This window comes from Brevundimonas vesicularis, assembly GCF_900445985.1.
Taxonomy (GTDB): Bacteria; Pseudomonadota; Alphaproteobacteria; order Caulobacterales; family Caulobacteraceae; genus Brevundimonas; species Brevundimonas vesicularis_D.
Window position 1 is genome coordinate 509,997 of sequence record NZ_UAQP01000005.1, and the last position, 26,645, is coordinate 536,641.

Annotated in this window: 25 protein-coding genes; 13 read left to right on the forward strand and 12 right to left on the reverse strand. The window is 65.3% G+C overall.

The window, feature by feature from the left end:
* Window positions 1-161: 161 nt before the first annotated feature.
* Both DT343_RS02610 and DT343_RS02615 read right to left on the reverse strand, forming a co-directional pair.
* Window positions 162-557 carry a PaaI family thioesterase gene (locus DT343_RS02610; RefSeq protein ID WP_112861637.1) on the reverse strand — a complete coding sequence of 132 codons (396 nt, stop codon included), beginning with the start codon at window positions 555-557 and terminating at the stop codon, window positions 162-164.
* Window positions 554-1,015 (reverse strand): PaaI family thioesterase, encoded by a 462-nt coding sequence (locus DT343_RS02615; RefSeq protein WP_112861638.1) that lies wholly within the window; start codon window positions 1,013-1,015, stop codon window positions 554-556. Before DT343_RS02615 ends, DT343_RS02610 begins: the two co-directional genes overlap by 4 nt.
* 85 nt (window positions 1,016-1,100) lie before the next feature.
* Here DT343_RS02615 and DT343_RS02620 point away from each other — a divergent pair, with 85 nt between their 5' ends.
* Window positions 1,101-2,132, forward strand: a complete 1,032-nt coding sequence (locus DT343_RS02620; protein ID WP_112861639.1) for a ligase-associated DNA damage response exonuclease — start codon at window positions 1,101-1,103, stop codon at window positions 2,130-2,132.
* A gap of 3 nt (window positions 2,133-2,135) precedes the next feature.
* Here the strand turns inward: DT343_RS02620 and DT343_RS02625 are convergent, their stop codons facing one another.
* Window positions 2,136-3,758 carry a response regulator gene (locus DT343_RS02625; protein WP_112861640.1) on the reverse strand — a complete coding sequence of 541 codons (1,623 nt, stop codon included), beginning with the start codon at window positions 3,756-3,758 and terminating at the stop codon, window positions 2,136-2,138.
* 192 nt (window positions 3,759-3,950) lie between these two features.
* Between DT343_RS02625 and queC the strand changes: the two genes are divergently transcribed.
* From queC to DT343_RS02640, 3 genes are read left to right on the forward strand one after another with little or no spacing between them, the layout of a single operon-like run.
* Window positions 3,951-4,670 (forward strand): 7-cyano-7-deazaguanine synthase QueC, encoded by a 720-nt coding sequence (gene queC / locus DT343_RS02630; protein ID WP_112861641.1) that lies wholly within the window; start codon window positions 3,951-3,953, stop codon window positions 4,668-4,670.
* Window positions 4,667-5,302 carry a 7-carboxy-7-deazaguanine synthase gene (gene queE, locus DT343_RS02635; RefSeq protein ID WP_112862550.1) on the forward strand — a complete coding sequence of 212 codons (636 nt, stop codon included), beginning with the start codon at window positions 4,667-4,669 and terminating at the stop codon, window positions 5,300-5,302. Before queC ends, queE begins: the two co-directional genes overlap by 4 nt.
* Window positions 5,302-5,670 (forward strand): 6-pyruvoyl trahydropterin synthase family protein, encoded by a 369-nt coding sequence (locus tag DT343_RS02640; protein ID WP_112861642.1) that lies wholly within the window; start codon window positions 5,302-5,304, stop codon window positions 5,668-5,670. The genes queE and DT343_RS02640 overlap by 1 nt, the downstream gene beginning before the upstream one ends.
* Before the next feature lies 1 nt (window position 5,671).
* Here the strand turns inward: DT343_RS02640 and DT343_RS02645 are convergent, their stop codons facing one another.
* Window positions 5,672-5,950 carry a hypothetical protein gene (locus DT343_RS02645; RefSeq protein ID WP_112861643.1) on the reverse strand — a complete coding sequence of 93 codons (279 nt, stop codon included), beginning with the start codon at window positions 5,948-5,950 and terminating at the stop codon, window positions 5,672-5,674.
* Window positions 5,951-6,006: 56 nt separating this feature from the next.
* Entirely contained in the window at window positions 6,007-6,855 is an 849-nt protein-coding gene (locus DT343_RS02650; protein WP_112861644.1) for a thioesterase family protein, read from the reverse strand.
* Between the two features lie 178 nt (window positions 6,856-7,033).
* On the opposite strand from DT343_RS02650, the gene DT343_RS02655 reads away from it, so the two are divergent.
* The 3 genes from DT343_RS02655 (at window position 7,034) to DT343_RS02665 (ending at window position 8,685) form a co-directional block, all read left to right on the forward strand.
* Window positions 7,034-7,522, forward strand: a complete 489-nt coding sequence (locus tag DT343_RS02655; RefSeq protein WP_066552002.1) for a winged helix-turn-helix transcriptional regulator — start codon at window positions 7,034-7,036, stop codon at window positions 7,520-7,522.
* Between the two features lie 49 nt (window positions 7,523-7,571).
* Window positions 7,572-8,273, forward strand: coding sequence for a helix-turn-helix transcriptional regulator (locus tag DT343_RS02660; protein ID WP_112861645.1), 702 nt, complete (start codon window positions 7,572-7,574; stop codon window positions 8,271-8,273).
* 61 nt (window positions 8,274-8,334) lie between these two features.
* Complete coding sequence (locus tag DT343_RS02665) at window positions 8,335-8,685, forward strand: VOC family protein (RefSeq protein WP_112861646.1); 351 nt, start codon at window positions 8,335-8,337, stop codon at window positions 8,683-8,685.
* A gap of 6 nt (window positions 8,686-8,691) precedes the next feature.
* Here DT343_RS02665 and DT343_RS02670 read toward each other — a convergent pair whose 3' ends face one another.
* The 7 genes from DT343_RS02670 to DT343_RS17730 all read right to left on the reverse strand — a co-directional run bounded on the left by DT343_RS02670 (window position 8,692) and on the right by DT343_RS17730 (window position 17,436).
* The gene (locus DT343_RS02670; RefSeq protein WP_181669107.1) at window positions 8,692-9,384 is read right to left on the reverse strand and encodes a response regulator; all 693 of its coding nucleotides are present in this window, start codon (window positions 9,382-9,384) and stop codon (window positions 8,692-8,694) included.
* Between the two features lie 164 nt (window positions 9,385-9,548).
* Window positions 9,549-11,897 (reverse strand): TonB-dependent receptor, encoded by a 2,349-nt coding sequence (locus DT343_RS02675; protein WP_112861648.1) that lies wholly within the window; start codon window positions 11,895-11,897, stop codon window positions 9,549-9,551.
* Between the two features lie 163 nt (window positions 11,898-12,060).
* Window positions 12,061-13,272, reverse strand: a complete 1,212-nt coding sequence (mnmA, locus tag DT343_RS02680) for a tRNA 2-thiouridine(34) synthase MnmA (RefSeq protein WP_112861649.1) — start codon at window positions 13,270-13,272, stop codon at window positions 12,061-12,063.
* A 91-nt stretch (window positions 13,273-13,363) separates the two neighbouring features.
* Entirely contained in the window at window positions 13,364-13,648 is a 285-nt protein-coding gene (gene sciP / locus DT343_RS02685) for a CtrA inhibitor SciP (RefSeq protein ID WP_026108337.1), read from the reverse strand.
* A 172-nt stretch (window positions 13,649-13,820) separates the two neighbouring features.
* Window positions 13,821-15,578 carry a flagellar hook protein FlgE gene (flgE, locus tag DT343_RS02690; protein ID WP_181669108.1) on the reverse strand — a complete coding sequence of 586 codons (1,758 nt, stop codon included), beginning with the start codon at window positions 15,576-15,578 and terminating at the stop codon, window positions 13,821-13,823.
* 48 nt (window positions 15,579-15,626) lie between these two features.
* The gene (locus DT343_RS02695) at window positions 15,627-16,355 is read right to left on the reverse strand and encodes a flagellar hook assembly protein FlgD (RefSeq protein WP_112861651.1); all 729 of its coding nucleotides are present in this window, start codon (window positions 16,353-16,355) and stop codon (window positions 15,627-15,629) included.
* Between the two features lie 4 nt (window positions 16,356-16,359).
* A complete protein-coding gene (locus tag DT343_RS17730; RefSeq protein WP_258522482.1) occupies window positions 16,360-17,436 on the reverse strand; it encodes a flagellar hook-length control protein FliK in 1,077 nt (358 codons plus the stop codon).
* Window positions 17,437-18,679: 1,243 nt separating this feature from the next.
* Here DT343_RS17730 and flgK point away from each other — a divergent pair.
* The 6 genes from flgK to DT343_RS02730 all read left to right on the forward strand — a co-directional run bounded on the left by flgK (window position 18,680) and on the right by DT343_RS02730 (window position 26,635).
* Window positions 18,680-20,797: a flagellar hook-associated protein FlgK gene (flgK, locus tag DT343_RS02705; RefSeq protein WP_112861652.1), complete on the forward strand. Its 2,118-nt coding sequence runs from the start codon at window positions 18,680-18,682 to the stop codon at window positions 20,795-20,797.
* Window positions 20,794-21,759, forward strand: a complete 966-nt coding sequence (locus DT343_RS02710) for a flagellin (protein WP_066623110.1) — start codon at window positions 20,794-20,796, stop codon at window positions 21,757-21,759. Before flgK ends, DT343_RS02710 begins: the two co-directional genes overlap by 4 nt.
* Before the next feature lie 66 nt (window positions 21,760-21,825).
* Window positions 21,826-23,064, forward strand: coding sequence for a putative DNA modification/repair radical SAM protein (locus DT343_RS02715; protein ID WP_112861653.1), 1,239 nt, complete (start codon window positions 21,826-21,828; stop codon window positions 23,062-23,064).
* The gene (locus tag DT343_RS02720; protein WP_112861654.1) at window positions 23,064-24,518 is read left to right on the forward strand and encodes a UdgX family uracil-DNA binding protein; all 1,455 of its coding nucleotides are present in this window, start codon (window positions 23,064-23,066) and stop codon (window positions 24,516-24,518) included. The genes DT343_RS02715 and DT343_RS02720 overlap by 1 nt, the downstream gene beginning before the upstream one ends.
* 228 nt (window positions 24,519-24,746) lie before the next feature.
* The gene (locus DT343_RS02725) at window positions 24,747-25,862 is read left to right on the forward strand and encodes an MlaE family ABC transporter permease (RefSeq protein ID WP_112861655.1); all 1,116 of its coding nucleotides are present in this window, start codon (window positions 24,747-24,749) and stop codon (window positions 25,860-25,862) included.
* Window positions 25,859-26,635, forward strand: coding sequence for an ABC transporter ATP-binding protein (locus tag DT343_RS02730; RefSeq protein ID WP_112861656.1), 777 nt, complete (start codon window positions 25,859-25,861; stop codon window positions 26,633-26,635). Before DT343_RS02725 ends, DT343_RS02730 begins: the two co-directional genes overlap by 4 nt.
* The last annotated feature ends 10 nt before the right edge of the window (window positions 26,636-26,645 follow it).

Sequence of the window (26,645 nt, forward strand, 5' to 3'; positions counted from 1 at the left end):
ACAGGTTTACAAGAAGCTTATGGTTATCACGTCTTAACCTTGTTTGGTAGAGCAGTGTTTACCATTTCGGCAATCGCGCGTTGAAGCGCCGCCGTAAGAACGGCGTCGAAACGCAATGAAGGCGGGAAGTAGAGGCGAATCAGCGCTTTAGTGCGCGGTGATCAGTCCTGGTTGTCCAATAGGAAGTGGGCGGTGAGAAACGCAATCGGCTGTTGACGTTCTTCCTGCCAGGCCTCCGCATGCACATGGGCCACGCGACGACCCGCCCGGCTGATGCGAGCGCGAGCGAAGACGTCGATCGGCCTGCCGGTGCGCAGATAGGCGACCGTGACATTGATCGGGCGGGGCAGTCGCGGACCAGGAAAGCTGAGCGCCACCTGGGCTATCGCCGTCATTTCCAGAAGGGCGGCCGTCGAACCGCCGTGCAGGGCGGGCAACATCGGATTGCCGATCAGCTTGTCGTCGAAGGGCATGATGACGGTGACTTCGTCGCCGCTGACCAAGGTCTGAAGGCCGAGAAAGCGAGCGTAGGGCATGCGGTTCAGTATGTCGGTCATGCCGCCGCTCCCTTTGCAAGGGGCGCCCGCTCGTGGGTCTGGTTGAGGATATAGGCGGCTTGCGCTGCGGCGACCGGATCGGCGGGATCGTCTTCGAAAGCCCAGGCGCGCACGAAGGCGATGCTGGGCGTCAGTCGGAAGCACAGGCCCTGCGCCAGCAGGTCCTGACGCGGCCTTGCCGCGCGCATGTAGTCGACGCGCAAATCCAGAGTGGCGATGGGCTGGAAAGCGTCCATCGCGGTCCACACGGCCAAGCCGCCGATATGATCCAGCAAGGTCGTCACCAGCCCTCCAGCGAAGATGCCGCTGTCGGGGTCGCCGACCAGATCTTCACGCCACGGCACACGGATCCGGGGTTCGCCGTCGTGCAGCCCGTCGAAGGTGAAGCCCAAGGCGCCGGTGTGGGCGGCGCCGGCGGCCAATTGCGGCAGAATGGTGGTCAGGAAACTCTCGTGCATCGTGCGTACTGAACCTGTTGCGCCGATTTTCGGGGTCATCCTCTATGGGGCGGCGACCCCACGGCGTCGAGAGCGTTACCGCAAGATGATCCGCGCCGAAGACCTGCTGCATCCCACGCCCGCCGGCCTCTACTGCCCGCCGGGAGATTTCTACATCGACCCGGTTCGGCCGGTGGATCGCGCCGTCATCACGCACGGCCATGCCGACCATGCGCGCGCCGGTCATCGGAGTGTGCTCGCGACGCGCCAGACCCTGGCGATCATGGCTGAACGTTATGGCACGGACTTCACCTTGCAGCCCCAATCGGTGGAATACGGCGAGGCGACCGCGATCAACGGGGTCGATCTCAGATTGGCGCCCGCCGGCCATGTGCTGGGCTCGGCCCAGGTCGAGGTGCGCTGGAAGGGGCTGATCATGGTCGTGTCCGGCGACTATAAGCGCCGCCGCGATCCGACCTGTGCGCCATTCGAACCTTTGCCCTGCCACGTCTTCATCTCGGAGGCGACGTTCGGCCTCCCGGTCTTCAGCCATCCGCCAGCGGAGGAGGAAGTCGGGCGGCTGGTGCGGTCGCTGGGGCAGTTTCCCGAGCGGGCGCATCTGGTCGGCGCCTATGCGCTGGGCAAGGCGCAGCGGATCATCCGCCTGCTGCGCGAGGCCGGATGGGACCGCACCATCTATGTTCACGGTGCGCTGGAGCGGCTGAACGGCCTGTACGAGAGAGAAGGGGTCGACTTGGGCCCGCTGGCGCCGACCCGTGATCTGCCCAAGAATGCGCTGGGCGGCGAGGTCGCCATCGCGCCGCCGTCGGCCATCCAGGATCGATGGGCGCGTCGGTTCGCCGATCCGGTCACGGCCTTTGCTTCAGGCTGGATGGGAGTGAAGGCGCGGGCGCGGCAGCGCGGTGTGGAACTGCCGTTGGTCGTGTCGGACCATGCCGACTGGAACGAACTGACCGCGACCTTCACCGAGATCAAGCCGGAGGAAATCTGGATCACTCACGGCCGCGAGGAGGGCCTGCTGCGCTGGGCCGAGATCAACGGCCAGAAGGCGAGGTCCCTGCGACTGGTCGGCTATGACGAAGAGGACGAAGAGGCTCTGGACGTTCGTCCGGACTGAGGATTAGGCGACGGCGCGACCGGATTGGTCCTGCTCTTGTGCGCTTTCGTGAGCGGCGGAGATGGCGGCGTTCATCGCCATACGCAGGCGTTCGGGCTTGATGGGCTTTTCCACTACGGCGGCCATGCCGATCGACAGATAGTGTTTGGCGTCTTCGGGGTCCGCATTCGCGGTCAGGGCCACGATCGGCACGCGGCCGACAGCGCCGGGTAGGGCGCGAATGGCCTGCGTCGCCTGAACCCCGTCCATCCGGGGCATCTTGATGTCCATCAGGACCAGGTCGTAGCGGCTTTCCTGAACGGCCTGAAGCGCCTCCAGGCCGTCCTCGGCCAGTTCGGAGCTGCAGCCGAACATCTCGCACAGCGCCTGGGCGACGACGCGGTTGGTGGCGTTGTCGTCGACGATCAGGATGTGCGGCGCGGATTTTAGGTCGAGGCCCGACAGATCCGACACGTTCGACTGCGCTTCCGCCTCGACCACGGCGCGCGGCGCGGTCAGGTCGAAGGCAAAGGTGGCGCCGCGTCCCTTGTTGTTCTCGGCCCAGATCCGGCCGTCCATCCGGTCGATGACTTGACGACAAATCGACAAGCCCAGGCCGGCGCCGTCGGGGCCGGAACCGTGAACGAAGGGTTCGAAGATGGAATCGACGCGATCCGGCTCGACGCCAGGGCCGTCGTCGCGAATGCGAGCTTCCATACGAATGCGGTCGCCCTCGACCCAGGCCTTGAGGCCCGCCTCGACCACGCCGTTGCGGGCGAACTTCAGCGCATTGCCGATCAGGTTGTTGAACACCTGCTTCAGGCGCACGCCGTCGATGACGGCCGCCAGTTCGGTGTCGCCTTCGTAGCCGACGAGCAGGGTCACGCCGTCCTGAGAGGCGCGCGGCTCCCACATCGACTGAATGTCGTCCATGACGGCGCGCAGGGCGGTCGGTTCGGTCTTCAGTTCCAGTTCGCCGGCCTCGGCCTTGGACAGGTCCACCGCGTCCTGGAGGATGCGCAGCAGGGTCTCGGACGAGTCGACGATGGTCTGGACGTGCGCCTGAGCCGCCGTATTCAACGGCTGGCGGCGGAGCAGTTCGGCGACGGCCAGCACGCCGTTCATCGGCGTGCGCAGTTCGTGGCTCATGATGGCCAGGAACTGGCTCTTAGCGCGGGCGGCGGCGATGGCCTGGGCGCGGGTGTCGCTGAGGATTGCGGCCTGTTCGGCCAGTTCGGCGTTCTGCTCGCGCTGACGCGTGTTGACGGCCTGCAAAAGGGTGGCGGCGGTGCCCACGCCCCAATAGGCGCCGTTCTTCGTGACGATGAACCCGCGCAGCAGGGCGGCCGGACCGCCCTTCAGCATGATGTCGCAAAAGGCGTCGATGCGGACGCCGCCCTCGACCACGGCCGGCTCGGCATCCATGGCGAAGGTGATGGGGCGAAGATCGTAAAGGGCGTGGCCGAAGCGGGCGGCGATTTTCTGAAGGAAGGCGGTGCGTTCGACCAGGCCGACGGGACGGTCGCCATCGACCACGGGAATGACCAGCGTATCCGGCTCGCGTTCGAAACGCGCCAGAACCTCGCAGCCGAGAGTCGTCGGCGCAACCGGCTTTGGACGCTCGGAAAGGGTCTCGATGGTCGGCATACTGCCTGGAACTCCTACTCATTGTGAGTAAAAGCCGAAATCGCTTGCGGATTGGTTAAGCTGTATCTTCCAAGACGCAAATCCGCCTTTTTTGCTCACGGGCGGGGTCTGGTGTAAGAGGCCCGCCCGACCCATCTGGGTCTCCATCCCTTTGTGCATGCGCGCGGCCGACCGGCCGACCGCAGATTTGTCATGAGCGTCATCCTGGAAAAGACCCCTACATCGGCCCTGGTTCTGTTCTCCGGCGGGCAGGACAGCGCGACCTGCCTGGCCTGGGCGCTGGAGCGGTTCGAGCGGGTGGAGACGGTCGGGTTCGACTATGGCCAGCGCCATCTGGTGGAGATGCAGGCCCGTCAGGCGGTGCGCGACGGAATGAAGACGGCCCTGCCGCGGTGGGCCGATCGCCTCGGCGACGATCATGTGGTGGACCTGACCGGATACGGCCGGATCGCCGAGAGCGCCCTGACCGCCGACCGCAAGATCGAAATGGACGCGCGCGGCCTGCCGACGACCTTCGTGCCAGGTCGCAATCTGATCTTCTTGGTCGCAGCTGCGGCGCTGGCGGATCGGCGAGGACTGGAAGTCCTGGTCGGCGGCATGTGCGAGACGGATTATTCTGGATATCCGGATTGCCGCCACGAGACGATGGAGGCGATGGCGCGGGCGCTGTCGCTGGGGCTGGACAAGCCGGTCATCATCGACACGCCCCTGATGTGGTTGACCAAGGCCCAGACCTGGGAACTGGCGCACAGGATCGGCGGCGACAGGCTGATCGAGCTGATCATCGAGGATAGCCACACCTGCTATCAGGGCGACCGGACGCATCGACATGCCTGGGGCTATGGCTGCGGGTCTTGCCCGGCCTGCGAACTGCGCGCGGCCGGTTATGACGAATGGGCGTCGGGGCGATGACCTATTCGGCCAAGGAAGTGTTCTTGACGGTTCAGGGCGAGGGCGGACAGGCGGGGCGGCCGGCGGTCTTCCTGCGGTTCGCCGGTTGCAATCTGTGGAGCGGTCGCGAGCAGGATCGGGCCAGCGCCGTCTGCACCTTCTGCGACACCGACTTTGTGGGCGTCGACGGCGATGGGGGCGGCAAGTTCGCCACGCCGGACCTGCTGGCCAATCACGTCGCGGCGATGTGGCGCGGGCGTGAAGGCGATCCGAAGCTGGTGGTCTGCACCGGCGGAGAGCCCTTGCTGCAGCTTGATGCGCCGCTGATCGACGCGCTGCATGCGCGCGGTTTCGAGATCGCCATCGAATCGAACGGCACCATCGCAGCGCCGGACGGCGTCGACTGGATCTGCATCAGTCCCAAGGCCGATGCGGATGTGGTGCAGACGCGCGGGGCCGAGCTGAAACTGGTCTTTCCCCAGCCCAAGGCCATGCCGGATCGGTTCGAGCATCTGGATTTCGAACGGTTCTGGCTTCAGCCGATGGACGGGCCGGATCAGGTCGAGAATACCGCCGCCGCCATCGAATACTGCCTGACCCACCCGCAGTGGCGCCTGAGCGTCCAGACCCACAAATACATCGGCGTCCGCTAATGCCCGTCTTCGAAATCACCAAACAGGCGACCTTCGACGCCGCCCACCACTTCCCGAACGAGCCCGAGGGCAGCATCTATCGCCGCGTCCACGGCCATTCCTTCACGGTCGAAGCGACGGTGCGGTCCGAGGTGCTGGATGTCGAACACGGCTGGGTGGCGGATTTGGGCGCGCTTGACCGCGCGCTGAAGGCGGCGGCCGAGACGCTGGATCACGGCATGCTGAACGAGCACGAGGGTCTGGAGCTGCCCAGTCTGGAAAACCTGTGCCTGTGGTTCGCCAAGACGCTGAAACCCGAGTGGCCGGGCCTTTGCCGGATTCAGGTGGCGCGGCCGACGATCAACGAGCGGTGCGTTCTAAGTCTCTGACCTAGCAGCGTTTGCCCTGACGCTGGCGCTGTTCGCAGCGGCGTTGTTCGCGTTCATAGTCGCGCTGTTCACGCTCGCGACGCAGTTTGGTTTCCTCGTCCGAGGTGGTGACGGCGTCGAAACCGGCACCGACGACCGCGCCGGTGGCTTTCGCCGTCCCGCCGACGACCGCAGCGGTCCCGCCGACGACGGCGCCGACAAGGCAGCCCTGCAGCATCAGACAACCGCCCAGCACGACGACGACTTGGGATATGGAAACGAGGCGATTTCGACGACGCATGGGCGACACTCCAGAGATTTGGAATAGTCGTCGATAATGATGAATGAGGGCTGACTTCAGGCGGGACGTTGCGGCAGCAGTTTGCGGCGCTGGCGCGACAGGGCCAGCGGCGTTCCATCAGCGCCCCAGGCGATCGCCTCGTCCACCGTCCAGCCCAGGCCGAGGTCCAGCATCCTGAATTCGAAGAAGGCCCAGCCGTCCGGCGCGGTCTGTGGCGTCGGATCGGTCAGGATGTCGATGCGCAGATCGACGGTGGTCATTGCTGCCGGGGTCTTGGACGCGGTCCAGGCGGGCGGATACAGCGCGTCCAGCAGGTAGCATAGGCCAACCTCATCCAAGGGGCGGCCGTCGGCCATCCGCATCCAGGTGCGCTCGATCACCGGCTTGCCCTCATTGCCGCCCAGGATGTTGGGGCCGCCGTCGAAGCGGTATTCGACGTGCTGGGCGAAATGCGGCGACATCGGTCCGCGCATCGTGGCCTTCGGGTCGAGTCTGTCCAGCGGCGGGGGCGGCGTGTGCAACGGCGTCAGCGGTGCCGGCGCGGCGTCAAGCCCATAGGTGCCGGTGGCATGGTGGGTCATGCGCCCGTCCTGCTCGGCCTCGACCGCGGCATACAGAACATTGCGGCCGCCGCGCAGCAGGCGAGGGCGAAAGGCGACCTGTTCACCGAACCTTGCCGCCGACAGATATTGGACCGACAGGGTCCGAAGGGGCGCCGTCAGCGCCAATCCCTGTCGCATCGACTGCGCGCAAAGGGCCGCCAGCAGCCCGCCGAACGGAAAGCCCTTCTCCGGCGCCATGCTCGATGGGCCATTCGAGAAATGACCCGGCACGGGCGCGGACAGACCGCCGTCTTCGAGGACCTGGAAGGTCAGGGCGGCGTCGAGAGAAATGGGCGGCGTCATTGCGCAATCCTGCGTCAGGCGAAGAAGCGGCGGAAGACCTGATGACGATTTCCCGCCGAAGTCCAAGGAACAAGGCGGCGAACCGGGAGGCTCGCGTCCGTTGCGAAACAAGACTGACTTGGAGCGTTCGGATTTGCAACCCTTGCCAAATGCCTGACGCGGCGTCACTTTCGCGCCTATGGGACGCACCGCCGACTACAGCCGCCAAAGCTGCTCCATCGCCGCCACGCTTGAGGTGATCGGCGATCCCTGGACCCTGCTGGTCATTCGCGACGCCTTCAACGGGGTCAGCCGGTTCGAACAGTGGCAGGACAATCTGGGCGTGGCGCGCAACGTCCTGGCCGCCCGGCTCAAAAGCCTGGTTCAGCATGGCGTGCTGGAGCCGCGTCTTTATTCCGAACGCCCGCCGCGCAACGAATATGTCCTGACCGCCAAGGGCAAGGATTTGTACGGCGTTCTGGTTACCCTGCATGGCTGGGGCAACAAGCACGTCTATGGCGACGCCGACAGCGGCATCGACATGATCCACAAGACCTGCGGTCACTCCCTAAGCCCGCGCATCGCCTGCGGCTGCTGCGGCGAGATCGTCAAACCCAGGGACATGGTCCTGACCCGCGCCGAGAACCGGCCGACGGTCGGCGACGTGATGCCGAAGGAAGTGGCTTAGGCCCATTCCTGCTGACGCTTTCTGGCAGTAGCGCTGCTAGGATCGCGGGGTGTCACGCTCCGAACGCCTTCTCGATCTACTGAACGTCCTGCGGCGGCATCGTCGGCCGGTGAGCGGGCAGGTGTTGGCCGAGGAGATGGGCGTCAGTCTGCGGACGCTTTACCGCGACATCGCCAGCCTGCAGGCGCAAGGGGCGACGATCGAAGGGGAGGCGGGGGTCGGCTATGTTCTGAAGCCGGGCTTCATGCTGCCGCCATTGATGTTCACGCCGGAAGAGATCGAGGCCCTGGTGCTCGGGTCGCGTTGGGTGGCGGACCGAGCCGATCCGCGCATGCGCGATGCGGCGCTGGCGGCGCTGGGACGGATCTCGGCGGTGCTGCCGCCCGACCTGCGCGACGAGATGGACACATCGGCCCTGCTGGTCGTGCCGGGAGAACCGTTCCCGGCGGATCGAGTCGATCCAGCCTTATTAAGGAAAGCGATCCGCACCGAGCGGCGGCTGAAGCTGTGTTACCGCGACGAGGCGGGGTCGGCGTCCGAGCGTATTGTCTGGCCGTTCGCCCTGGCCTTCTTCGACCGGGTGCGATTGCTGATCGCGTGGTGCGAACTGCGCGGTGATTTCCGCAGTTTCCGCACAGATCGCATCGTCGAGGCGGAGGTAATGGAGGCGCGCTATCCGACGCGTCGCCAGGCGCTGATGAAGACCTGGCGCGAGGCGCATGAAAGATCGAGGTCAGACTACGGCTGCTGACGGAAACTGGCAGCAGCGAAGGCTAGGGTCCGGGGTGTTGGAAACACAAGAAGCTGGGCTGATGAGCGAGATCGAGGACATTCTTCTGGCCGTTGCGGATCCGGAAATGAGCGCCCGCTTCTATGCCAACCTGCTGGGGTGTCGGCCGGTGATGGCCGGACCGGACCGGGCCTTGTTCAAGCTGACGTCGGGGCGGGCGCTGGGGCTGCTGCGGCGTGCCGGCGATCGGCGTGAGGTATGCGAAGTCGACTTTCCGCTGGAGGGCGCCGAGGCGGTGGATCAGGCGCATATCGACTGGTGGGATCGCGGGGCGCGCATTCTGACGCCGCCGACGGACGGCGCGCCGGTCCGCAGCTTCGTGGCGGGCGACCCGGACGGCCATCGGCTGAGAGTCTACGCCGTCGCGGCGTGAGCGCGATCAGACCTCGGCTTCGAGCCGGTATCCGACCCCGCGCACATTGGTCAGCAGGCCGGCGGCGTCTGCGGCGTCCAGCTTGCGGCGCAGGTGGCTGACGTGGCTGTCGATCGTGCGCTCCAGAACCGCCTGATTGGGGAAGCAGGCCTGCATGATCTCGCTGCGGCTGAAAACGCGAAGGGGCGTGCGGGCCATGTGAGCCAGGATGCGGAACTCGGTCAGGGTCAGGTCCAGACGACGCTTGCCCGAAGGCGTCAGGATCGCGGCCAGATAGTTTTCCAACTGCACCTCCAGCGGACCGACGCGAAGGATCTTGGCGGCCCGGCCGCCGCCGCTGCTGCGTCGCAGGATGGTCTGGATCGAGGCCGTGACCTCGGCCGGTTTGAACGGCTTGGCGATATAGTCGTCCGCCCCGATCCGCAGCGCCTGAAGCTTGTCTGTGGCTTCGTCCCGGTCGCCGATCATGATGACGGGCGTTTCGCCGCGCCGACGCAGTTCGCCCAGCACGTCCCAACCGTCGCGCACGGGCAGGCGGACGCTGAGCAGGGCGAGATCGGGTTTGAGCGACGCATGCAGGTCGGCCGCCTGCTGGCCGTCGGCGGCGACGACTGTGCGAAAGCCGTCCCGACGCAGAGCCGCGTCCAGGATTTCGACGCCCTCGGCGGCGTCATCGGCGATCAGGATCAGGCTGCTCATGGCGTCTCCGAAAGCCGCCATCGCGCCAGATCGTCGCGTCGTCCAGCAAAACCGGACGGCTGCGGTGAAGTTTCATATCGCCGTCGCAAAGCCTTCACGCAGACGAAGAAAAACCCCCTCCCGCCAAGGCGGAAGGGGGCCAGTCGTTCGTTCGGGAGGAACGCTTAGTAGGAGGCGCGCAGCTCGATGCCGAATGTGCGCGGGTTGTTGAAGTTGCCGTAGTCGCCCAGGGTGTTCCGGTTCGACGGATCGCGACGATAGACGTAGGTCTCGTCCAGCAGGTTGCGCGACCACAGGGCCACTTCCAGCAGCGGACCGCCGTCGCGGGTCGTGATGTCGGCGATGGCGACGCGGGCGTTCACGACGAAGGACGAGTCGGCCTTGATCGCGAACTGCTCGAAGCTGTGGGCCGCATCGGCATAGTTGGCGTCGATGTGCGCCTTCAGGGTCGCGCCCATGAAGGGCGAGTTCCAGTCGGCGGCGACGCTGCCGGCGTTCTCAGGCGTGTAGGCGATGAAGACCTGCTGAACCTGGCCGTTGAACGGGTTGACGGTGTCCGGCACCTTGGCGTCCGTATAGGCGTAGGAGGCCGACAGGGTCAGGTTGTCGGTCGCCCGGAACTGCCCTTCCAGCTCGACGCCGCGGATTTTCGTGGTGCCCGGAGCGTTGATCGTTTCCAGCGTGTTGCGGGTCGAGGCGCCCTGGACGGTGACCAGGCTGAAGTCGATCTGGCTGTCGGTGCGGTCCATGGCGTAGACGGCGGCGTTCAGGCGGACGCGACGGTCGAACAGATCGCTCTTCAGACCGATTTCGTAGGCCTTGACCTCTTCGGGATCGAACGAGCGGTAGGTCAGCGATCGCGAGGAGGCACCGCCGGCGCGGTAGCCGGTCGAGTACTTGCCGTAGACGTTGATGTTGTTGCTGACGTCATAGGCCAGAGTGACCAGCGGGTCGAAGCGATCGACCTTGGAGTTGAAGGTCAGGTTGGTCGCGGCGTTGTTGACGACCTCCAGCTTTCCGTCCTTGTCGTCCCAGGTGTAGCGGCCGCCGACCGTCAGGTGCAGGGCGTCCATGCTGGCCGGGGTCCAGGTGGCCTGTCCGTAGATGGCCTTGGATTCCGAATGGGCGGTGGACTTGCGGTCCAGCGAGCGGAAGCCGCGGATCGTCGGGGTGGGGTCCAGGATGGTGTAGCCCGTGCCGTCGGCGTTCCACTGGTTCGTGGAAGGCGTGGATGCGTCGTCCGAGACGGTCTCCTTGAAGTAGAAGACGCCGCCGACGTAGTCGATGCTGTCGCCGAGCGAGCCGACGGCCTGCAGTTCTTGGCTGAACTGATGCTGCCAGAAGCCGGCCAGCGAGTAACGGCTGAACTTGCCGTTCGGGCCTGTAACCGGCGGACGGTGGGCGCCGGCGATGTTGTCATACTGTTCGACGTCCAGATCGCGGTAGGCCGTGATCGAGCGGATTTCCAGCGAGTCGGTCGGGCGATACGACAGGTGCAGATCCATTCCGCGCGTATCGTCGACGCTCCATTGCTGCGGCACGCCGATGTCGGCCTGCGTCATGCGCTCGGAGCCTTCGACCTGCACCAGCGGCGACAAGGCGCGGATTTCGACCGGCGTGCCGTTAACGGACCGGATCGTAGCCGAGGTGAAAGGCACGACGGTCAAGCCGTTCGGGTTGAAGTTCAGCAGTTGGCTGTAGAACGGGGTGTTCTTGTCCTTGCTGATGTCAGCCGCGAAGTTGGCGGTGAAGTTTTCAGCCGGCGTCCAGCGCGTCTGGAAGCGCAGGCCGCGACGGTCGTACTCGCCAAAGCCGGTCTGGCCCGGCAGGATGTTCTCGGTCACCGGACCCTGGACCGAAATGATTCCGTCGACCTTGAAGGCCAAGTCGCCCAGGGCGGGGAAGTCGACGTGCAGTTCGGAGTTGTAGGACTCCAGATTGCCGACGCCGGCGATGGCGCGCATGCCGAACACGCCCGTCGGCTTCTTGGTCACCAGAGACAGGGCGCCGCCTTCGGTGTTGCGGCCGAACAGGGTGCCTTGCGGACCCTTCAGGACTTCGACGCGCTCGATGTCGAGCAGGGCGGCGGCGAGGCCGTGCTGGCGGGCCAGATAGACGCCGTCGACATAGACGCCGACGCCCTGCTCACGCGCGGGCTGGTTGGCGTCGTTCGGCACGATGCCGCGGATGCCGATGGTCAGGGCGGACTGACGGGCCTCGAAGGTGGCGATGCGCAGGCTGGGGACGCTGCCGTCGGCCAGGTCCATCAGGCTCTGTACGTGGCGATCGGCCAGGGCTTCGGCGTTGACGACCGAGATCGAGATCGGCGTGTCTTGCAGGTTGGTTTCGCGCTTGGTGGCGGTGACGACGATGTCGTCAAGACCGGCCGGCTCGGCGCTGGCGGACGTCGGCGCGGTCTGGACCGGCGCAGTCTGGGCGAAGGCGGAAACGGGCGCGGCGAGAAGGGCGGTCCCCAGCAGCAGCTGAAGGCGCAGTTTGGTCTGACGGTGCATTTTTATCCCCTGCTTAGTCGGGGCGGGGATTACGCCGTCATTGCGATGCGCAGTTTACAACCGTGCAACAGCCAGGTGCATCTTTGATGTCTGGCGTGGCGAGAAGTCTGCGATCTTGATCCACCGCAGCTCCACACTGTCTCCACAATCTCATGAGGCGCGACTAGACGACGACAGCCGTCGTATCCCGGATAAAGCCGCCGCCCAGGACGCGTTCGGTGTCCGTCGGGTCGTACAGGGCACAGGCCTGGCCCGGCGCAACGCCTTCCTCGGCCGCGTCGAAGACGACGCGGATATCGCCGTCGATCAGGGCGAGGCGGGCTGGGGAGGGCTGGCGGGTCGAGCGGACACGGGCCAGGACCGAGATATTGGATGCGGCCGCCTCGTTGATGGTCGCCTCGTCGCCCAGCCAGTTGGTTTCTTCCAGCGTCAGACTGGCGGTCAGCAGAGCTTCGCGCGGCCCGACGATGACGCGACGGGTCTCGGGCTCCAGCCGGGTCACGAACAGCGGCTCGCCTACGGCGACGTTCAGGCCGCGGCGCTGGCCGATCGTGTAGTCCGTGATGCCCGCGTGCTGACCCAGCACCCGGCCGTCCATATGCACGATCTCGCCGGCCTCACGCCCTTGCGGACGCAGGCGGTCGATCAGGGTGCGATAGTCGCCGGAAGGCACGAAACAGATGTCCTGGCTGTCTGGCTTGGCGGCGATCTTCAGACCCAGTTCAGCGGCGACGCCGCGCACCTGGGGCTTTTCCAGATCGGCCAGGGGGAAGCGCAGATAGTCCAGCTGGTCCTGGGTCGTGGCGAACAGGAAGTAGGATTGGTCGCGCGAATGGTCGATCGCCTTGCGCATCTGCGAGCGGTTGCCGGCGACGGCGCGGCGGACGTAGTGACCCGTCGCCATCGCCTCGGCGCCAAGGTCGCGGGCCACGTCCAGCAGGTCGCGGAACTTGACGGTCTGATTGCAGCGGATGCAGGGGACCGGCGTCTGGCCCTTCAGATAGCTGTCGGCGAACTGGTCGATCACTGCGTCCTTGAACCGGCTCTCATAGTCGAGGACGTAGTGCGGAATGCCGATCATGTCGGCGGCCAGACGCGCGTCGTGAATGTCCTGGCCCGCGCAGCAGGCACCCTTTTTCTTCAAAGCCGCGCCGTGGTCATAGAGCTGCAGGGTCACGCCGACGACGTCGTAGCCGGCCTTGCGCAGCAGGGCCGCGACAACGGTGGAATCCACTCCGCCCGACATGGCGGCCACCACGCGCGCGCCGACCGGCAGGCCGACCGCCGCCCGCGCGCTCTCGACCGCCGCATCCATGTCGGTGCGGGCGATGTCGGGAACGGGGCAGAAATCTTCGACCAAGGTCATCGCGGCCATTTAGTGCGGAACCGGTGCGATTTCGAGGCCCGCAAAAGAAAAGGGCCGCACCCGTCGCCGGATGCGGCCCTTAACGTCTTCGGGGAAACCCTCAGGAGCGGTAGCTCTGGATCCGCGTCGTGCGCAGGCCCTGCATGCCCCATTTGTCGATGGCCTTTTGCCAGGCCAGGAACTCTTCGGCCGTAAGGCGATATTTCGCCAGGGCGTCGTCGAGGCTGAGCAGGCCGCCGCGAACGGCGGCGACGACCTCGGCCTTGCGCCGGATCACCCACCGGTCCGTGTTGGACGGCGGCAGGTCGTTAAGGGTCAGGGGCGTGCCAGTCGGTCCGACCACGTATTGTTCGCCTTTGCTATTAAGGCGTCGCTCTTGCAACATGGGCTTATGCCTCTTTCACCAACACCGTAGTGTCATGAAGGTAGGCGTCCCCGACTAAGGTCCGTTTAAGGGTCGTGGTGAAGGAACGGATAACTTCCGCCCCTTCCCGAACGACTCTGTAAACCTTGCTTGCGCGACGATTCATCGAGACTAACGCTTACTTACTCGCCGATCAGCGTTTGATGTTGATCAGCTCGGCCAGCATTTCATCGGCCGTGGTGATGATTTTGGACGAGGCGGAGTAGGCGCGCTGGGTGGTGATCAGGCCCGTGAATTCGGCCGACAGATCGACGGTCGAGGACTCCAGCTGCTTGGCCGCGATCTCGCCCGCGCCGCCTGTTCCCGCCGCCTTTAGGTTAAAGGTGCCGGACTGAAGGCTGACGGCGTAGGCGTTGCCGGACACTTCACGCAGGCTGTCGGGGCTGGGGAAGGTGGCGACCGCGACCTGGGCGATGCGGCGCATGACGCCGTTGTCGAAGATGGCGGTAACGTACCCGCCTTCGTCGATCTTGATCTCGCTCAGATTGCCGAAAGCGGTGCCGTTGGTGACCGTCGACTGGACGACCGAGGCCGTGTTGAGCTGGCTGAGGCCGCCGGCCGAGGTGTTGAGGTCCAGCGTGACGGCTTGGGCGGCGATGCCCAGACCGTCGGCCCAGGCGACCTGGCCGGCCGGCATCGTCAGATTGTTCGGATCGGACTTGCCGAAGTCCAGCGTCGCCATGGTCGGGTCGTCGAACAGACCCGTGCCGGCGGGCCAGGCTTTCATCGTGTCGACGTCCAGGCGACCTGACGGCGTGAAGGCGATCTTGCCGGTCTTGATCTGGCCATTGGCGTAGGGTGCGCCTGCGATTACGTCGCTGGCCGGCACGGACACGATTTCCGCGTACCAGATGTTCGGTTCGTCGCTCTTCAGGAAGCGGAGTTCCAGATTGCGCTGGCCGCCCTTGGAGTCCGAAACCGGGATGTTCATCTTGAAGTCGGGCTTTACGCCGACGGGGTTGTCGTCGTCTGCATTGTACATGGCCATCGAGTTGACCGAGGGGTCATACTTCGTCTTGGCGACGTTCTCGTTGCCCAGACCGATATCCGCCAAGTTGACGGTGTAAGCCGGGCCGCTGGCGGGGGTGAACTGGATCTGGGTCGGCGGCGTGCCGATCGCGGTCGCCGAGCCGGCGTTCGCGCCGTTGATGGTCAGTCCGGTGATGGCGCCGGTGGTCGGGTCGAAGGTCGCCGAGGCGTCGACCTTCTGCGAACCGGACTTGATCACCAGATCATGGCTGTTGGCGCCGGTGCGGGTGTAGCGGACAGACACGTCGTGGGTCGCGGCCGGCGTCGCCGTATCGGACACGCCCTTGTAGGATTGGGCGCTGGCGGCGGAAGACGCCTCCTGGCTTGAACGCAGATTGGCGTTGATCTGCACACGGGTCGTGGGTTCTGCGGTGCCGCCGACCGAGCCGATGTTGATCGAGCGCAGACGCGTCAGGTCGGACGGATCGGTCGAGATCTCGCCGTTGGAGTCCACCGGCCAGCCTTGCAGATACAGGCCGGCGCTGTTTTTCAGATAGCCCTGCTTGTCGACGGTGAAGGCGCCGGCGCGGGTGAACAGGCGGGTGTCGGTGGCGCCGACATTCTCGGCCTGGGTCGTCGTGACGAAGAAGCCCTGTCCGCTGACCGCGAGGTCGGTGCTGGACGTCGTCCGCTGAAGCTGGCCTTCCTGACTGATGAAGGCGCGGCTGTTGGTCGTGACGCCGCCGGCCGAATAGCTTCCGCCCACGGCCGACTGGCTGTTGACCAAGGTCTGGAACTCGCTGGCGGTGCGCTTGTAGCCAATGGTGTTGACGTTGGCGATGTTTTGCGAAATCGCCGCCAGGGCGGCGGAGTTGGCGGCCAGGCCGGACACGCCGGCTTGCATTGCGCTGTTGAGGCTCATGGGAGAACGCTCCTTAAATGAAGGTCATCGGGAAGGCGGCGGATCGCATCATGCGGCCGCCTCCTCGGTCGGGACGTTCGGATTCTCCGTATCGTCGGTATCGTTGGCCGCCTGGGACCTGATCTCGTTCAGCGAAATCACGGTCGAAAGCGGAAGGATGGAATCGCCGATCACCAGGTAGGGCGCGCCGCTGTACATCTCGACGCCGGTGACGCGGCCCTGGATCAGAGCCTGCGCATCGACCTTGGCGCCGGTGGCGTCGGTGGCGGCGACCTTCAGCGTATAGACCCCGCCGTCTTCGGCCTTGCCGCCGTCTTTCAACTTGCCGTCCCAGTTGAAGGTGTGCAGGCCGGATTTCTTGTCGGGCGCGGCGCCTTCCCAGACGACGACGCCCTTGCTGTCGACGACCTGCAAGGTGGCCTTGTCCGCGTCGGCGCCCAGCTCATAGGCCCAGGTGGCCTTGCCGTCGCTGAACTCGGTCGCGGTCCAGGCGGCGGTGACGCTCTTGCCGATATAGTTGGCGGCGTTGTCCAGTCCGCCGCCGGCCTGAGCGGCGAGAAGGCTGGTCAGCAGGTCGTTGGTCAACAACTGCTGCTCGACACCGGCCATCTGCGTCAGTTGAGCCGTGAACTGGTTGGAATCCAGCGGCGACAGCGGATCCTGGTTCTTCATCTGCGTGGTCAGCAGGGTCAGAAAGGTCTCGAAGTTCGAGGCCAGGGCCTTTGTGCCGCCGGTGACCCGGCCGGCTGCTGCGTTTGTGGTGACGGCGTCGACCATGGGGTCAGACCTTCAGATCGACGCGGTCAGGCGTCTGGGAATGATTGATCCAGGCGGCGGGCGCCGGGACGATGGGGGTGTCGGCCTGGGCCGCCAAGCGCGAGGCGCCGGCGAACAGGGCGTTGCGCTGCTGCTGGCGCTCGAAGGCGCCGCCGCCCGCGGATGGATCGCGTTGCGAGAAGTCGAGCGCGTCGCCTGCGACCTGGAAGCCGGCGTCCTGCAGCTGGCGACGCAGTTCGTCGGCGCGAGCCTTGAGATCGGCGGCGGCGGCGGGATTGTCGAAGGCCAGGCGAGCGGACAGCTGGCCATCCTTGCCGATTTCCAGGCTGACATCGACGCGGCCCAAATCTTCGGGCGTCAGCACCATGTCGAACCGGGTCGAACGGCTGTCCAGTCGTCTCGCGATCTGCGAGGCGAGTTGAGCCGTGGTCTCGACCGTGGCCCGAGAGAGTGTGGACAGACCCAGATCATGACCGGGAGCGGCGACCTGATGACGGGCCTGAGCATCGACAGTCGCTGTCGCGGCCGGCGCGTCAGGCATAGTCGATGTCGGCGTGGCGACGAAAAGGGCCGCCTCTTCGGTTGTCTTCGTGGGTTGGGACGTCGGTTCGGCGGCCAATCCGATCTTGTCGATGACAGGCGCTGCGGCCTTGCCCGTCTCACGTTTGACGGTCGCCACAGCGGCTTCGCCGGCCTGGTCTGTCGTCTTTTGGTAGGGGCCCACCAACAATGAAGCGGATTGAGGCAACGGCTTCGCCGCGTCGGCCACAGTCAGCCTGGGCGGCTGATCGGGGGCTACTTCTTCGCCCTCTGGGGCGGTGGAAACCTGGGCTTCAGCTACCGCCGCGACTACATCTGTGGCGGCCGCGACGAGGATCGTGGACTTGGGCGTGGCCGCAGTGGCGGCAACCTGGACCTGCGCCATCGGGATTTGAGCGGCCGTAAGGGCCTGAGCGATAGGCGAGGGAGAGGCCGGCTTTTCGGCGACGGCGGCGGGCGTCGCTGCGGCGGTTTTTGCGCTATCGGGCGCGACGGGTGTCGTTGTCGCAACATCAGTCGAACGAGATGCAACATCGGTCATGGGGCGATCGGAAGGCGTCGCCGGAACGGGTGGCTTTGCAGCGACGGTCGCGGTTACGGGCTGAGGCGACGCCGCTTGCGCAAGGTCGGCTTCCATCTTGACCGCTTCCCCAGACCCTCTGGCCGCAGGCATGGTTGGGTGGGCCGCCGCCTGGTCGCCCACTTCGGACATGAGCGCTTGGATGGCTGCTTGAGCCGCAGGATTCGGCGCTTTTGCGTTCTGATCTGCCGGCGATGCAACTCCATTCGCTGCGATGGTGGTTTCTGCGCCGACAGGCGTTGCGGCGACTGGCGCTGAAGCGTCCGTCGCTGGCGCGATGGGCAAGCCTGTAGGCTGAGCTCGCGGAGCCGTAAGATGCCCATTGGCTGGTGGGGTTTCGTCGGTTTGGGACGTCGGCAACGTTGCGGCTAACGTGGGAGCAGGCGAAACGACAGGGGTCGGTTGCGGCGCGATGGCCGGTGACGCAGCGCCCTCGCTTGTGACGGCCTCATCCTTCGCGGCCTCTTCCGATGCAATGGCGCGCTCATCGGAAGCTGGCGGCTGCACGTCCAGTTCAAAGGTCTCATCAACGCTCTCGCCCAATGTCGGCGTGATGGGGTCGTTTGCCTGGCTCGGGCCGATCCCGTCTGCCTCGGTTGTCACGGCTTGAGCCGTGGTGAGGCCCAGCGACCGAGCGCCCGTCAGACGGCCGGGCGTCATCCGTTCGACCGGCGCGCCGTGGACGCCCGCGTTCAGCGCGTCGGCGACCTTGCTGGAGAACAGACCCGCATCGACGGCCTCTGCGCCCGGGGCGGCAGCCGACGGTCCGGTCGAAACCGGAGCAGCAGGCGCGAACAGGGCGGAAGCGGTGGACATTGAAGCGCAGCGGCTTTCGTAAGGAGCGACGACGGCGCCTGCTGCGCCCAAGAGTTCGCCACCCTCGACGCAAGGGTCGGGCCAAGAAAATAATTCAGCAAAAACAATGCGAAACCTGGCCTTGAGGGCTGAGGCGTCGAAGGGCGGCGGTCGTTATTGCCGCGCTCTCGCCACTTTTTGCCCGGCGTCGCGCGGTGCCGATCGTCAACCCGCGGGTTGCCGGCATCCGATTGGCCCGACCTTTGCGCGTCTTTTCCATCATGACGGCCGCCCGATCAACGATCCTGTGTAAAAACAACGCTTTGTGCGAGCGGGCGTGGCGCGTGGCTGGGCAAGAACTGCGCGTCGCGATGCAGCGGTTGCCGGGTAGGGCGGGGGAGACGCGTCAATGTCGCTGAACTCGATCATGAACATTGCGACGTCGGGGCTGAAGACCGCCCAGTCGCAGTTGCGTGTCACCGCCGACAATATCGCCAACGTTGATACGCCCGGATACATCCGCAAGGTCGCCGATCAGTCGGCCGCCGTCACCAATGGCTATGGTTCGGGTGTCGACTTCACGCGGGTGCGTCTGGCGACAGACCGTTTCCTGCAGGCGGCCAGCCTCAGCGCCGGGTCGGACGCCGCGCGCCAGACCGTGCGCTATGAACTGTACGACCAGATCCAGAACCAGTTCGGCGATCCCAGCAGCGACAGCAACTTCTTCGCCCAGGTCGACAAGCTGTTCGCCACCTATGCGACCCTGGCCGAAAGCCCGACATCATCGGCCGGGCGTCAGGACACCATCTACAAGACCCAGGCGATCTTCAATCAGGCCGCCGGCATCGCGTCCCAGATCCAGTCGGCGCGTCAGGAGGCGGACGGCCGGCTGCTGAGCGCGGTCGAGACGGTCAATCCGTTGCTGGAACAGATCGCCAAGCTGAACAAGACCATCGCCGCCGGCACGGTGACGAACGAGGACGTGACCGGCGCCCAGAACGCTCAGCTCGGCCTGATCAACGAACTGTCCAAATATCTGGATGTGAAGGTCGAGGCCCGCTCCAACGGCGGCGTCACCCTGCGCACGAATACCGGGACCACTCTTGTGGGCGAGGGGGCTGCGACGCTGTCGTACCACGCGGCCGGCACCGTGGACGCCATGACGGCCTTCTCCGACATCATGATCACCGAGCCTAGCGGCACGCGCTGGCCGCTGCTGGACGGCGTGTCGTCCGGTCAGATCCGGGGTCTGGTCGAGATGCGCGATGTCGATGCGCCAGCGGCCGCCGCGCGCCTGGGTGAGTTGACGGCCAAACTCGCGGACGAACTGAACCGCGCCCATAACGCAAACAGCAGCGTTCCTGCACCGACCACCTTGACGGGGCGCAACACCGGCCAGTCGCTGGAGAACGCCCTGACCGGCTTCACCGGCACGACTACCATCTCGACGGTCAATGCGTCGGGCGTGGTGCAGGCCTCGGCCCGGATCGTCTTTTCCGGCGGTACGATGACGATCAACGGCGCCGGCGCCGATCCGACCACCTTCCTCAGCGTGCTGAACGCCCAGCTGGGCGGCACAGCGACGGCGAGCTTCTCGGACGGCCAGCTGCGCCTGGACGGGGCGGCCGGAAACGGCGTGGCCATCGCCGACGATGCGACATCGCCCAGCACGAAGGGCGGGCGCGGATTTTCGCACTGGTTCGGGCTGAACGACCTGGTCACTACGACCACGCCGACCTTCTACGACACGGGTTTGACCCTGACGTCTCAGCACGGATTCGATCCGGGCGAGAGCCTGACCTTGCGCTTTGCCGGTCCGTCCGGCGCGCGCCTTCGCGACATCACCGTGTCCGTGCCCGCCGGGACGGGCACGATGGGCGAGATGCTGGGCGCGCTGAACGATCCCATCACCGGCGTCGGCCGCTACGGGGCCTTCAGCCTGGATGCGGTAGGCAAGCTGTCCTTCAAGGCTTACGACCCGTCGGCGACGTCGATGAGCGTCGTGAAGGACAATACGACCCAGGATCCGTCCGGCGTTTCGATGTCGCAACTGTTCGGCCTGGGCGCGACCGGATCGACGCGGGCGGGCGCCTATACGGTGCGCAGCGACATCCAGCAGGACCCCGGAAAGCTGGCCCTGGCGCAGCTGAACCTGTCGGCCGCGGCGGGGACGCCGGCGCTGAGCAAAAACGATGGGCGCGGCGGCCTGGCGCTGGGGGATGTGGGCAAGAAGAACGTCGCCTTCGCGGCAGCCGGCGGAAATGCCGGCGGGACCAAGACCCTGTCGTCCTATGCGGCGGACTTCGCCGGCGAGATCGGCGGCAAGGCCTCGGCCGCAAAGACCCGCAGCGAAACGGCAAGCGCCCTGGCCAAGGAGGCGGACAGCCGCCGCACCTCGGCCGAAGGCGTGAATATGGACGAGGAACTGGTCAACATGACCACCTTCCAGCAAGCCTATAACGCCTCTGCGCGCCTGATCCAGGCGAGCAAGGACATGTACGACGTACTGATCGGAATCCTGCAATGACGCGCGTCGCGACCCACGGGAACTACCAGTCGGCCTTGCTCAGCCTGATGAACGCGCAGGGCCGCGCGCAGCAGGCGCAGGAGCGGATCGACAGCGAGAAGATCGCCACCGACATGTCCGGCTATGGCCGAGGCGCCGAGCAACTGACCAGCCTGACATCGACCCAGGCGCGACTGGAGGGCTTCATCTCCACTGGCGAGGCCGTGAAGGCGCGGCTGAGCGCTCAGGATCTGGCTATGAGCCGCATCTACGAAGGCGGCAATGCGGCGCGCGAGGCCATTGCAAACAGCCTGGCGGCCGGGCGGATCGACAATCTGATGGTCGAGCTCGGTCTGAACTATCAGACGGTGCAGGGTGGACTGAATTCGGAACACCAAGGCTCCTATCTGTTTGCGGGCGGCCAAAGCGACATCGCTCCCGCCACGGCTGCAACCATGGCCGATTTGACGGCGGCGCCGTCCACCGCCGCGACCTTCGCCAACGACACCCTGAAGCAGAAGTCGCGCATCGACGAGAAGACCACGGTCGAGACCGGCTTTCTGGCCAGCGAGATCGGCGGGCCGCTGACTGAGGTGTTCCGCAACATTCAGGCCTTCCAGAACGGCACTGCGGTGACCGTCGGCGGCGTGACCTATACGCCGGCCGGCGCGGGCACGCTGACGGGACAGCCGGACGCCAACGTCACCGCTTTTTTGAAGGCGCAGATGGGCGAACTGGACAAGGCGAATGCGGGACTGACGAACCAGACGGCCAAAAACGGTCTGATCCAGAACCACGTCGAGACGGCGCTGGACGCCCAGGAAAATCAGAAGACGGCCCTGCAGAAGATGATGCAGGACAAGTCCGGCTATGATCCGGCACGGGCGATCACCGATCTGCAGATGGCGCAGGTGGCGATCGAGGCTTCGGCCCAGATCATCAACTCGCTGAAGAGCACGTCGCTGCTTAATCTGCTACGTTAAGTCGTCGTTTCAAAAAAGAAAACGGTAACGCTGGACCAAACATCGTTCTGGAACGTATCATGAACGATGGCCCGACTCGATCTGCGTCGAAAACTTTCCGTTCTGGCTGACGCCGCCAAGTACGACGCCTCATGTTCGTCGTCGGGAACGTCGAAACGAAACTCCGTCGGCGGCAAGGGGATCGGCTCGACCGAGGGGATGGGCATCTGCCACGCTTATACACCGGACGGTCGATGCATCAGTCTGCTCAAGATCCTGCTGACCAACTTCTGCATCTACGATTGCGCCTATTGCATCAATCGGGTGTCGTCGAATGTGGAGCGCGCGCGGTTCGATGTCGACGAGGTGGTCGACCTGACGCTCAACTTTTACAAGCGCAACTATATCGAGGGCCTGTTCCTGTCGTCGGGCATTATTCGATCCGGCGACTATACGATGGAGCAACTGGTCCTGGTGGCCAAGACGCTGCGCGAAGTCCACGACTTCCGGGGCTATATTCATCTGAAGCTGATCCCGGAGGCGGATCCGAAGCTTGTGGAGATGGCGGGGCTGTATGCCGATCGCCTGTCGGCCAATATCGAACTTCCGCGCGACGAGACGCTGGCGCGACTGGCGCCGCAAAAGGACGTCGGGGTCATCAAGAAAGCGATGAGCCAGGTGCGTCTGGGCGTCGAGGCGGCCAAGCCGGCCAAACGCGAAAAGATCAAGCCGCCGAAGTTCGCGCCGGGCGGCCAGAGCACGCAGCTGATCATCGGCGCCGACGGCGCGCCGGATACGGAAATTCTGGATCGCAGCGCCTCGCTCTACGGCGGTTATGGCCTACGTCGCGTCTATTATTCGGCGTTCAGCCCGATCCCGGACTCCAGTTCGATCCTGCCGCTGTCCAAGCCGCCGTTGATGCGCGAGCATCGGCTGTATCAGGCCGATTGGCTGATGCGGTTCTATGGCTTCTCCGCGCCGGAGATCGGCGAGGGGGCATCGAACGGCATGCTCGATCTGGCGGTCGACCCCAAACTGGCTTGGGCTCTCAACAAGCGCGAGCAGTTTCCCGTCGATGTGAACCGTGCGCCGCGCGAAATGCTGCTGCGGGTGCCCGGGCTGGGTGTGAAGGCGGTGGACCGGATCGTCGCGGTGCGCCGCTATCGGACCCTGCGGCTGGAGGATGTCGGACGGCTGACGCGATCGGTGGCGAAGATCCGGCCCTTCATTACGGCGCTGGACTGGACGCCAGGCGGTCTGACGGATGCGGCGGACCTCAAGGCGCGCGTGACCAGCCGCACGCCCGAGCAGTTGAGCCTGTTCTGATGGCGGTGGCGACGCTGGACGGTGAGACCGACTTCGACGGCTGGCGGAAGGCGGCGCGCGCGTTTCGATTGGCGGGTGTGGAGCCCGCAGCGGCGCGGTTCGTCGTGGCGGGGGCGGTGGAACAGGGCGGGCTTTTCGATCAGCCGATTGCCGAAGAGGCGTCGCCGACGCCGGATGAGCGCAGAGCTTTCAACGTGCCGAAAGAGTTCGTGGATCTGGCCCAGAACCTGATCCTGCATCGATCCGCTGACCGTTTCGATCTGATGTACCGGCTGCTATGGCGGCTGAAGGATGAGCCGGACCTGATCAAAATCATTTCGGACTGGGACGTCGCCGACGCACTGGAGCGGGTCAAGAACGTCAGCCGCGCTTCGCACAAGATGAAGGCCTTCGTTCGCTTTCGCCAGGTGCATGATGATCTGGGCGAGGCTTGGGTGGCGTGGTTCGAGCCGCCGCATCGGGTTCTGGAAAAGACCGCGCCGTTTTTCCAACGGCGGTTCACGACCATGCGCTGGTCGATCCTGACGCCGGATGGTTCGGCCTTCTGGGATGGAGAAGCCCTGCGGTTCGGCCCGCCAGCCACCCGCGACATGGCGCCGGCCGAAGACGAGATCGAGGATTTCTGGAAGACCTACTACGCCTCGACCTTCAATCCTGCGCGGCTGAAGGTGAAGGCGATGCAGGGAGAGATGGCCAAGTCCTATTGGAAGAACCTGCCGGAAGCCGCCCTGATCCCGGAACTGGTCGCGGCCTCGTCGGTTCGAACCGAGACCATGGTCGCTACGCCGTCGCCTCAGCCCAATCCGCGTTTCGCGCGCGCCGTCGCGCCAGACCTGCATCTGGCGCGTCCCGACGCCGAGGCCGTGCCTCAAAATCTTGACGACGTCGCCAGCGGCGTTCAGGCGTGTCGCCGTTGCCCGCTTTACCGCGATGCGACGCAGGGCGTGTGCGGGGAGGGGCCGAAGTCGGCGCGTCTGATGATCGTCGGCGAACAGCCGGGCGATCAGGAGGATCTGGCAGGCCGCGCCTTCATCGGGCCGGCGGGGCAGGTGTTGAACGCAGCCTTGGCCGAGGCCGGCATTGATAGATCCGACGTCTATGTCACCAACGCCGTAAAGCACTTCAAACACGAGCCGCGCGGCAAGCGTCGCCTGCACAAGACGCCGAACGCGGGCGAGGTTGAGGCCTGCCGTTGGTGGCTGGACTCTGAACGCCGGCTGATCAAGCCGCAAGTCGTGCTGGCCCTTGGGGCGACGGCGGGTCTGGCGTTGCTGGGTCGAAAGCCGGCCGTGATGCAGGAACGCGGCGCGCCGATCGACCTGAGCGATGGATCGACCGCCGTACTGACGGTTCACCCCTCCTATCTGCTGCGTCTGCCGGACGAGACGGCGAAGTCCGAGGCGAGACGGTTGTTCATTGAGGATCTGGCGGCCGTGCGGCGACGTATGAGGTGACGCGAGAACGAATCCCGTTCGGCCGCGTTTGGCATCAGCGCCAGCGTGACCGTTGGACGTTTCATCGGGGGAGGCGATCTCGACACGGTCGATCGACAAACATCCGCGCGAATGTCATCGCGCGTTGACATCGAATGCCGGCTTGACCATTAGCGCGGCAGAGATTTCGGCTGTCTGTTCAGAGGGTCAGGGGAAAATCGCGATGTCAGACCGGTCTTCAGGGGCGCGATGAACACGGCCGCATACGAAATCGTCGATAGAGATGGCGAGGCCCGTCTGCGCCTGACCGGCGACTGGACGACCACGGCGCTGGGTCGTCTGCCGACGGAACTGAGCCGCGATCTGGAAGGCCGCGATATCGCCAGCATCGACACCTCCGATCTCGGTCGCTTCGATACCGCCGGCGCGCTGGCTCTTGTGCAGGCCTCAAGCGGCCGCCTTTCCAAGAGCCAGTGGAAGGACCGACCGGAGGCCGGTCGCATCTATCACATGATCGAACTGCTGGAGCGCCAGAGCGCCCCGGCGCCGAAACGCCCCAGCGCCTTCGTGCGCACCTTCGCCAAGATCGGGCGCGGCGTTTACGATTTCGGCGGCGAGGCCATGTTGTCGCTGGCCTTCCTGGGTCGGCTGATGGCTGCTGTCGTGGAAGCCGCCAAACATCCCGGCGGCATCCGTTGGCCGGCCTGGGTCAGTCAGGCCGAGCGCGCCGGGCTGGACGCCATTCCGATCGTCATGATCACCAATTTCTTCATCGGCGCCGTCATCGCCTTCATCGGCGTGGATTTGCTAACCGACTTCGGCGCCCAGGTGTTTGCGGTTCAGCTGATCGGCGTCGCCATGTTCCGTGAGTTCGCCGTGGTCATCGCCTCGGTCCTTCTGGCAGGACGTTCGGCCTCGGCCTTTGCGGCCGAGATCGGGTCGATGAGGATGAACCAGGAGGTCGACGCCATGCAGGTCATGGGCGTCAATCCATTCCAGGCCTTGGTGATCCCGCGGGTCGCGTCGCTGGTGATCATGTTGCCGCTGCTGACCTTCATGGGCATGATCGGCGGGCTTATCGGAGGTCTGGTCGTGTGCTGGAGCTCGCTGAACCTCGGCCCGTCCTTCTTCTTCCAGCGGCTGGTCGAGGACGGCACCATGGCCCAGCACCTGATGGTCGGGTTGGTGAAGGCGCCGGTCTTCGCCCTGGTGATCGCCGCCATCGGTTGCCGTCAGGGCATGGCCGTTGCGGGTGATGTCGAAAGCCTGGGCCGGCGCGTGACGGCCGCCGTGGTCCAGGCCATCTTCGCCATTATCTTCCTGGACGCCGTGTTCGCCCTGGTCTTCCTGGAGCTGAACATATGACCGAGGCGCCAGAAAACCTGATCGAGGTGCGCGGCCTGCTGAGCCAGTTCGGCGAGCGCACCATCCACGAGAACCTGGACCTCGACCTGGTGCGCGGCGAAGTCCTCGGCGTTGTCGGCGGGTCGGGTGCGGGCAAGACCGTACTGCTGAACACCATCATCGGACTGAAAGAGCCCGAGGGCGGGTCGGTGAAGGTGCTGGGTTACGACCGTGCGACCCTGACCGACGATCAATCGGCGGACATCGAGCGCCGCACCGGCATCCTATTTCAGCAGGGCGCGCTGTTCTCGTCGCTGAGCGTGCTGGAGAACGTCGCCTCGCCCTTGGTCGAGCACACCAAACTGCCCAAGGCGATCATCTATGAACTAGCCGAACTCAAGATCGCCATGGTCGGCCTCAAGCCCGAGCACCACCACCTGAAGCCCGCCGAACTGTCGGGCGGCATGAAGAAGCGCGCCGGCCTGGCGCGTGCGCTCGCGCTGGATCCCGAGCTGGTGTTTCTCGACGAGCCGACGGCGGGCCTGGACCCCATCGGGGCGGCCGCGTTCGACGAGTTGATCCGGCAACTGGCGGACGACCTGGGTCTGTCCGTCTTCATGATCACCCATGACCTCGATACGCTCTATGCCATCTGTGACAAGGTGGCGGTGCTGGCGGACAAGCGGGTCGTGGAAAAGGCCACGGTGCAGGAGCTGGAAGGCTCCGACCACCCGTGGATCAAAGAGTATTTCCTGGGGCCGCGCGGACGCGCAGCCACCAAGTCTGCCGCCTGAGGAGAGCGGA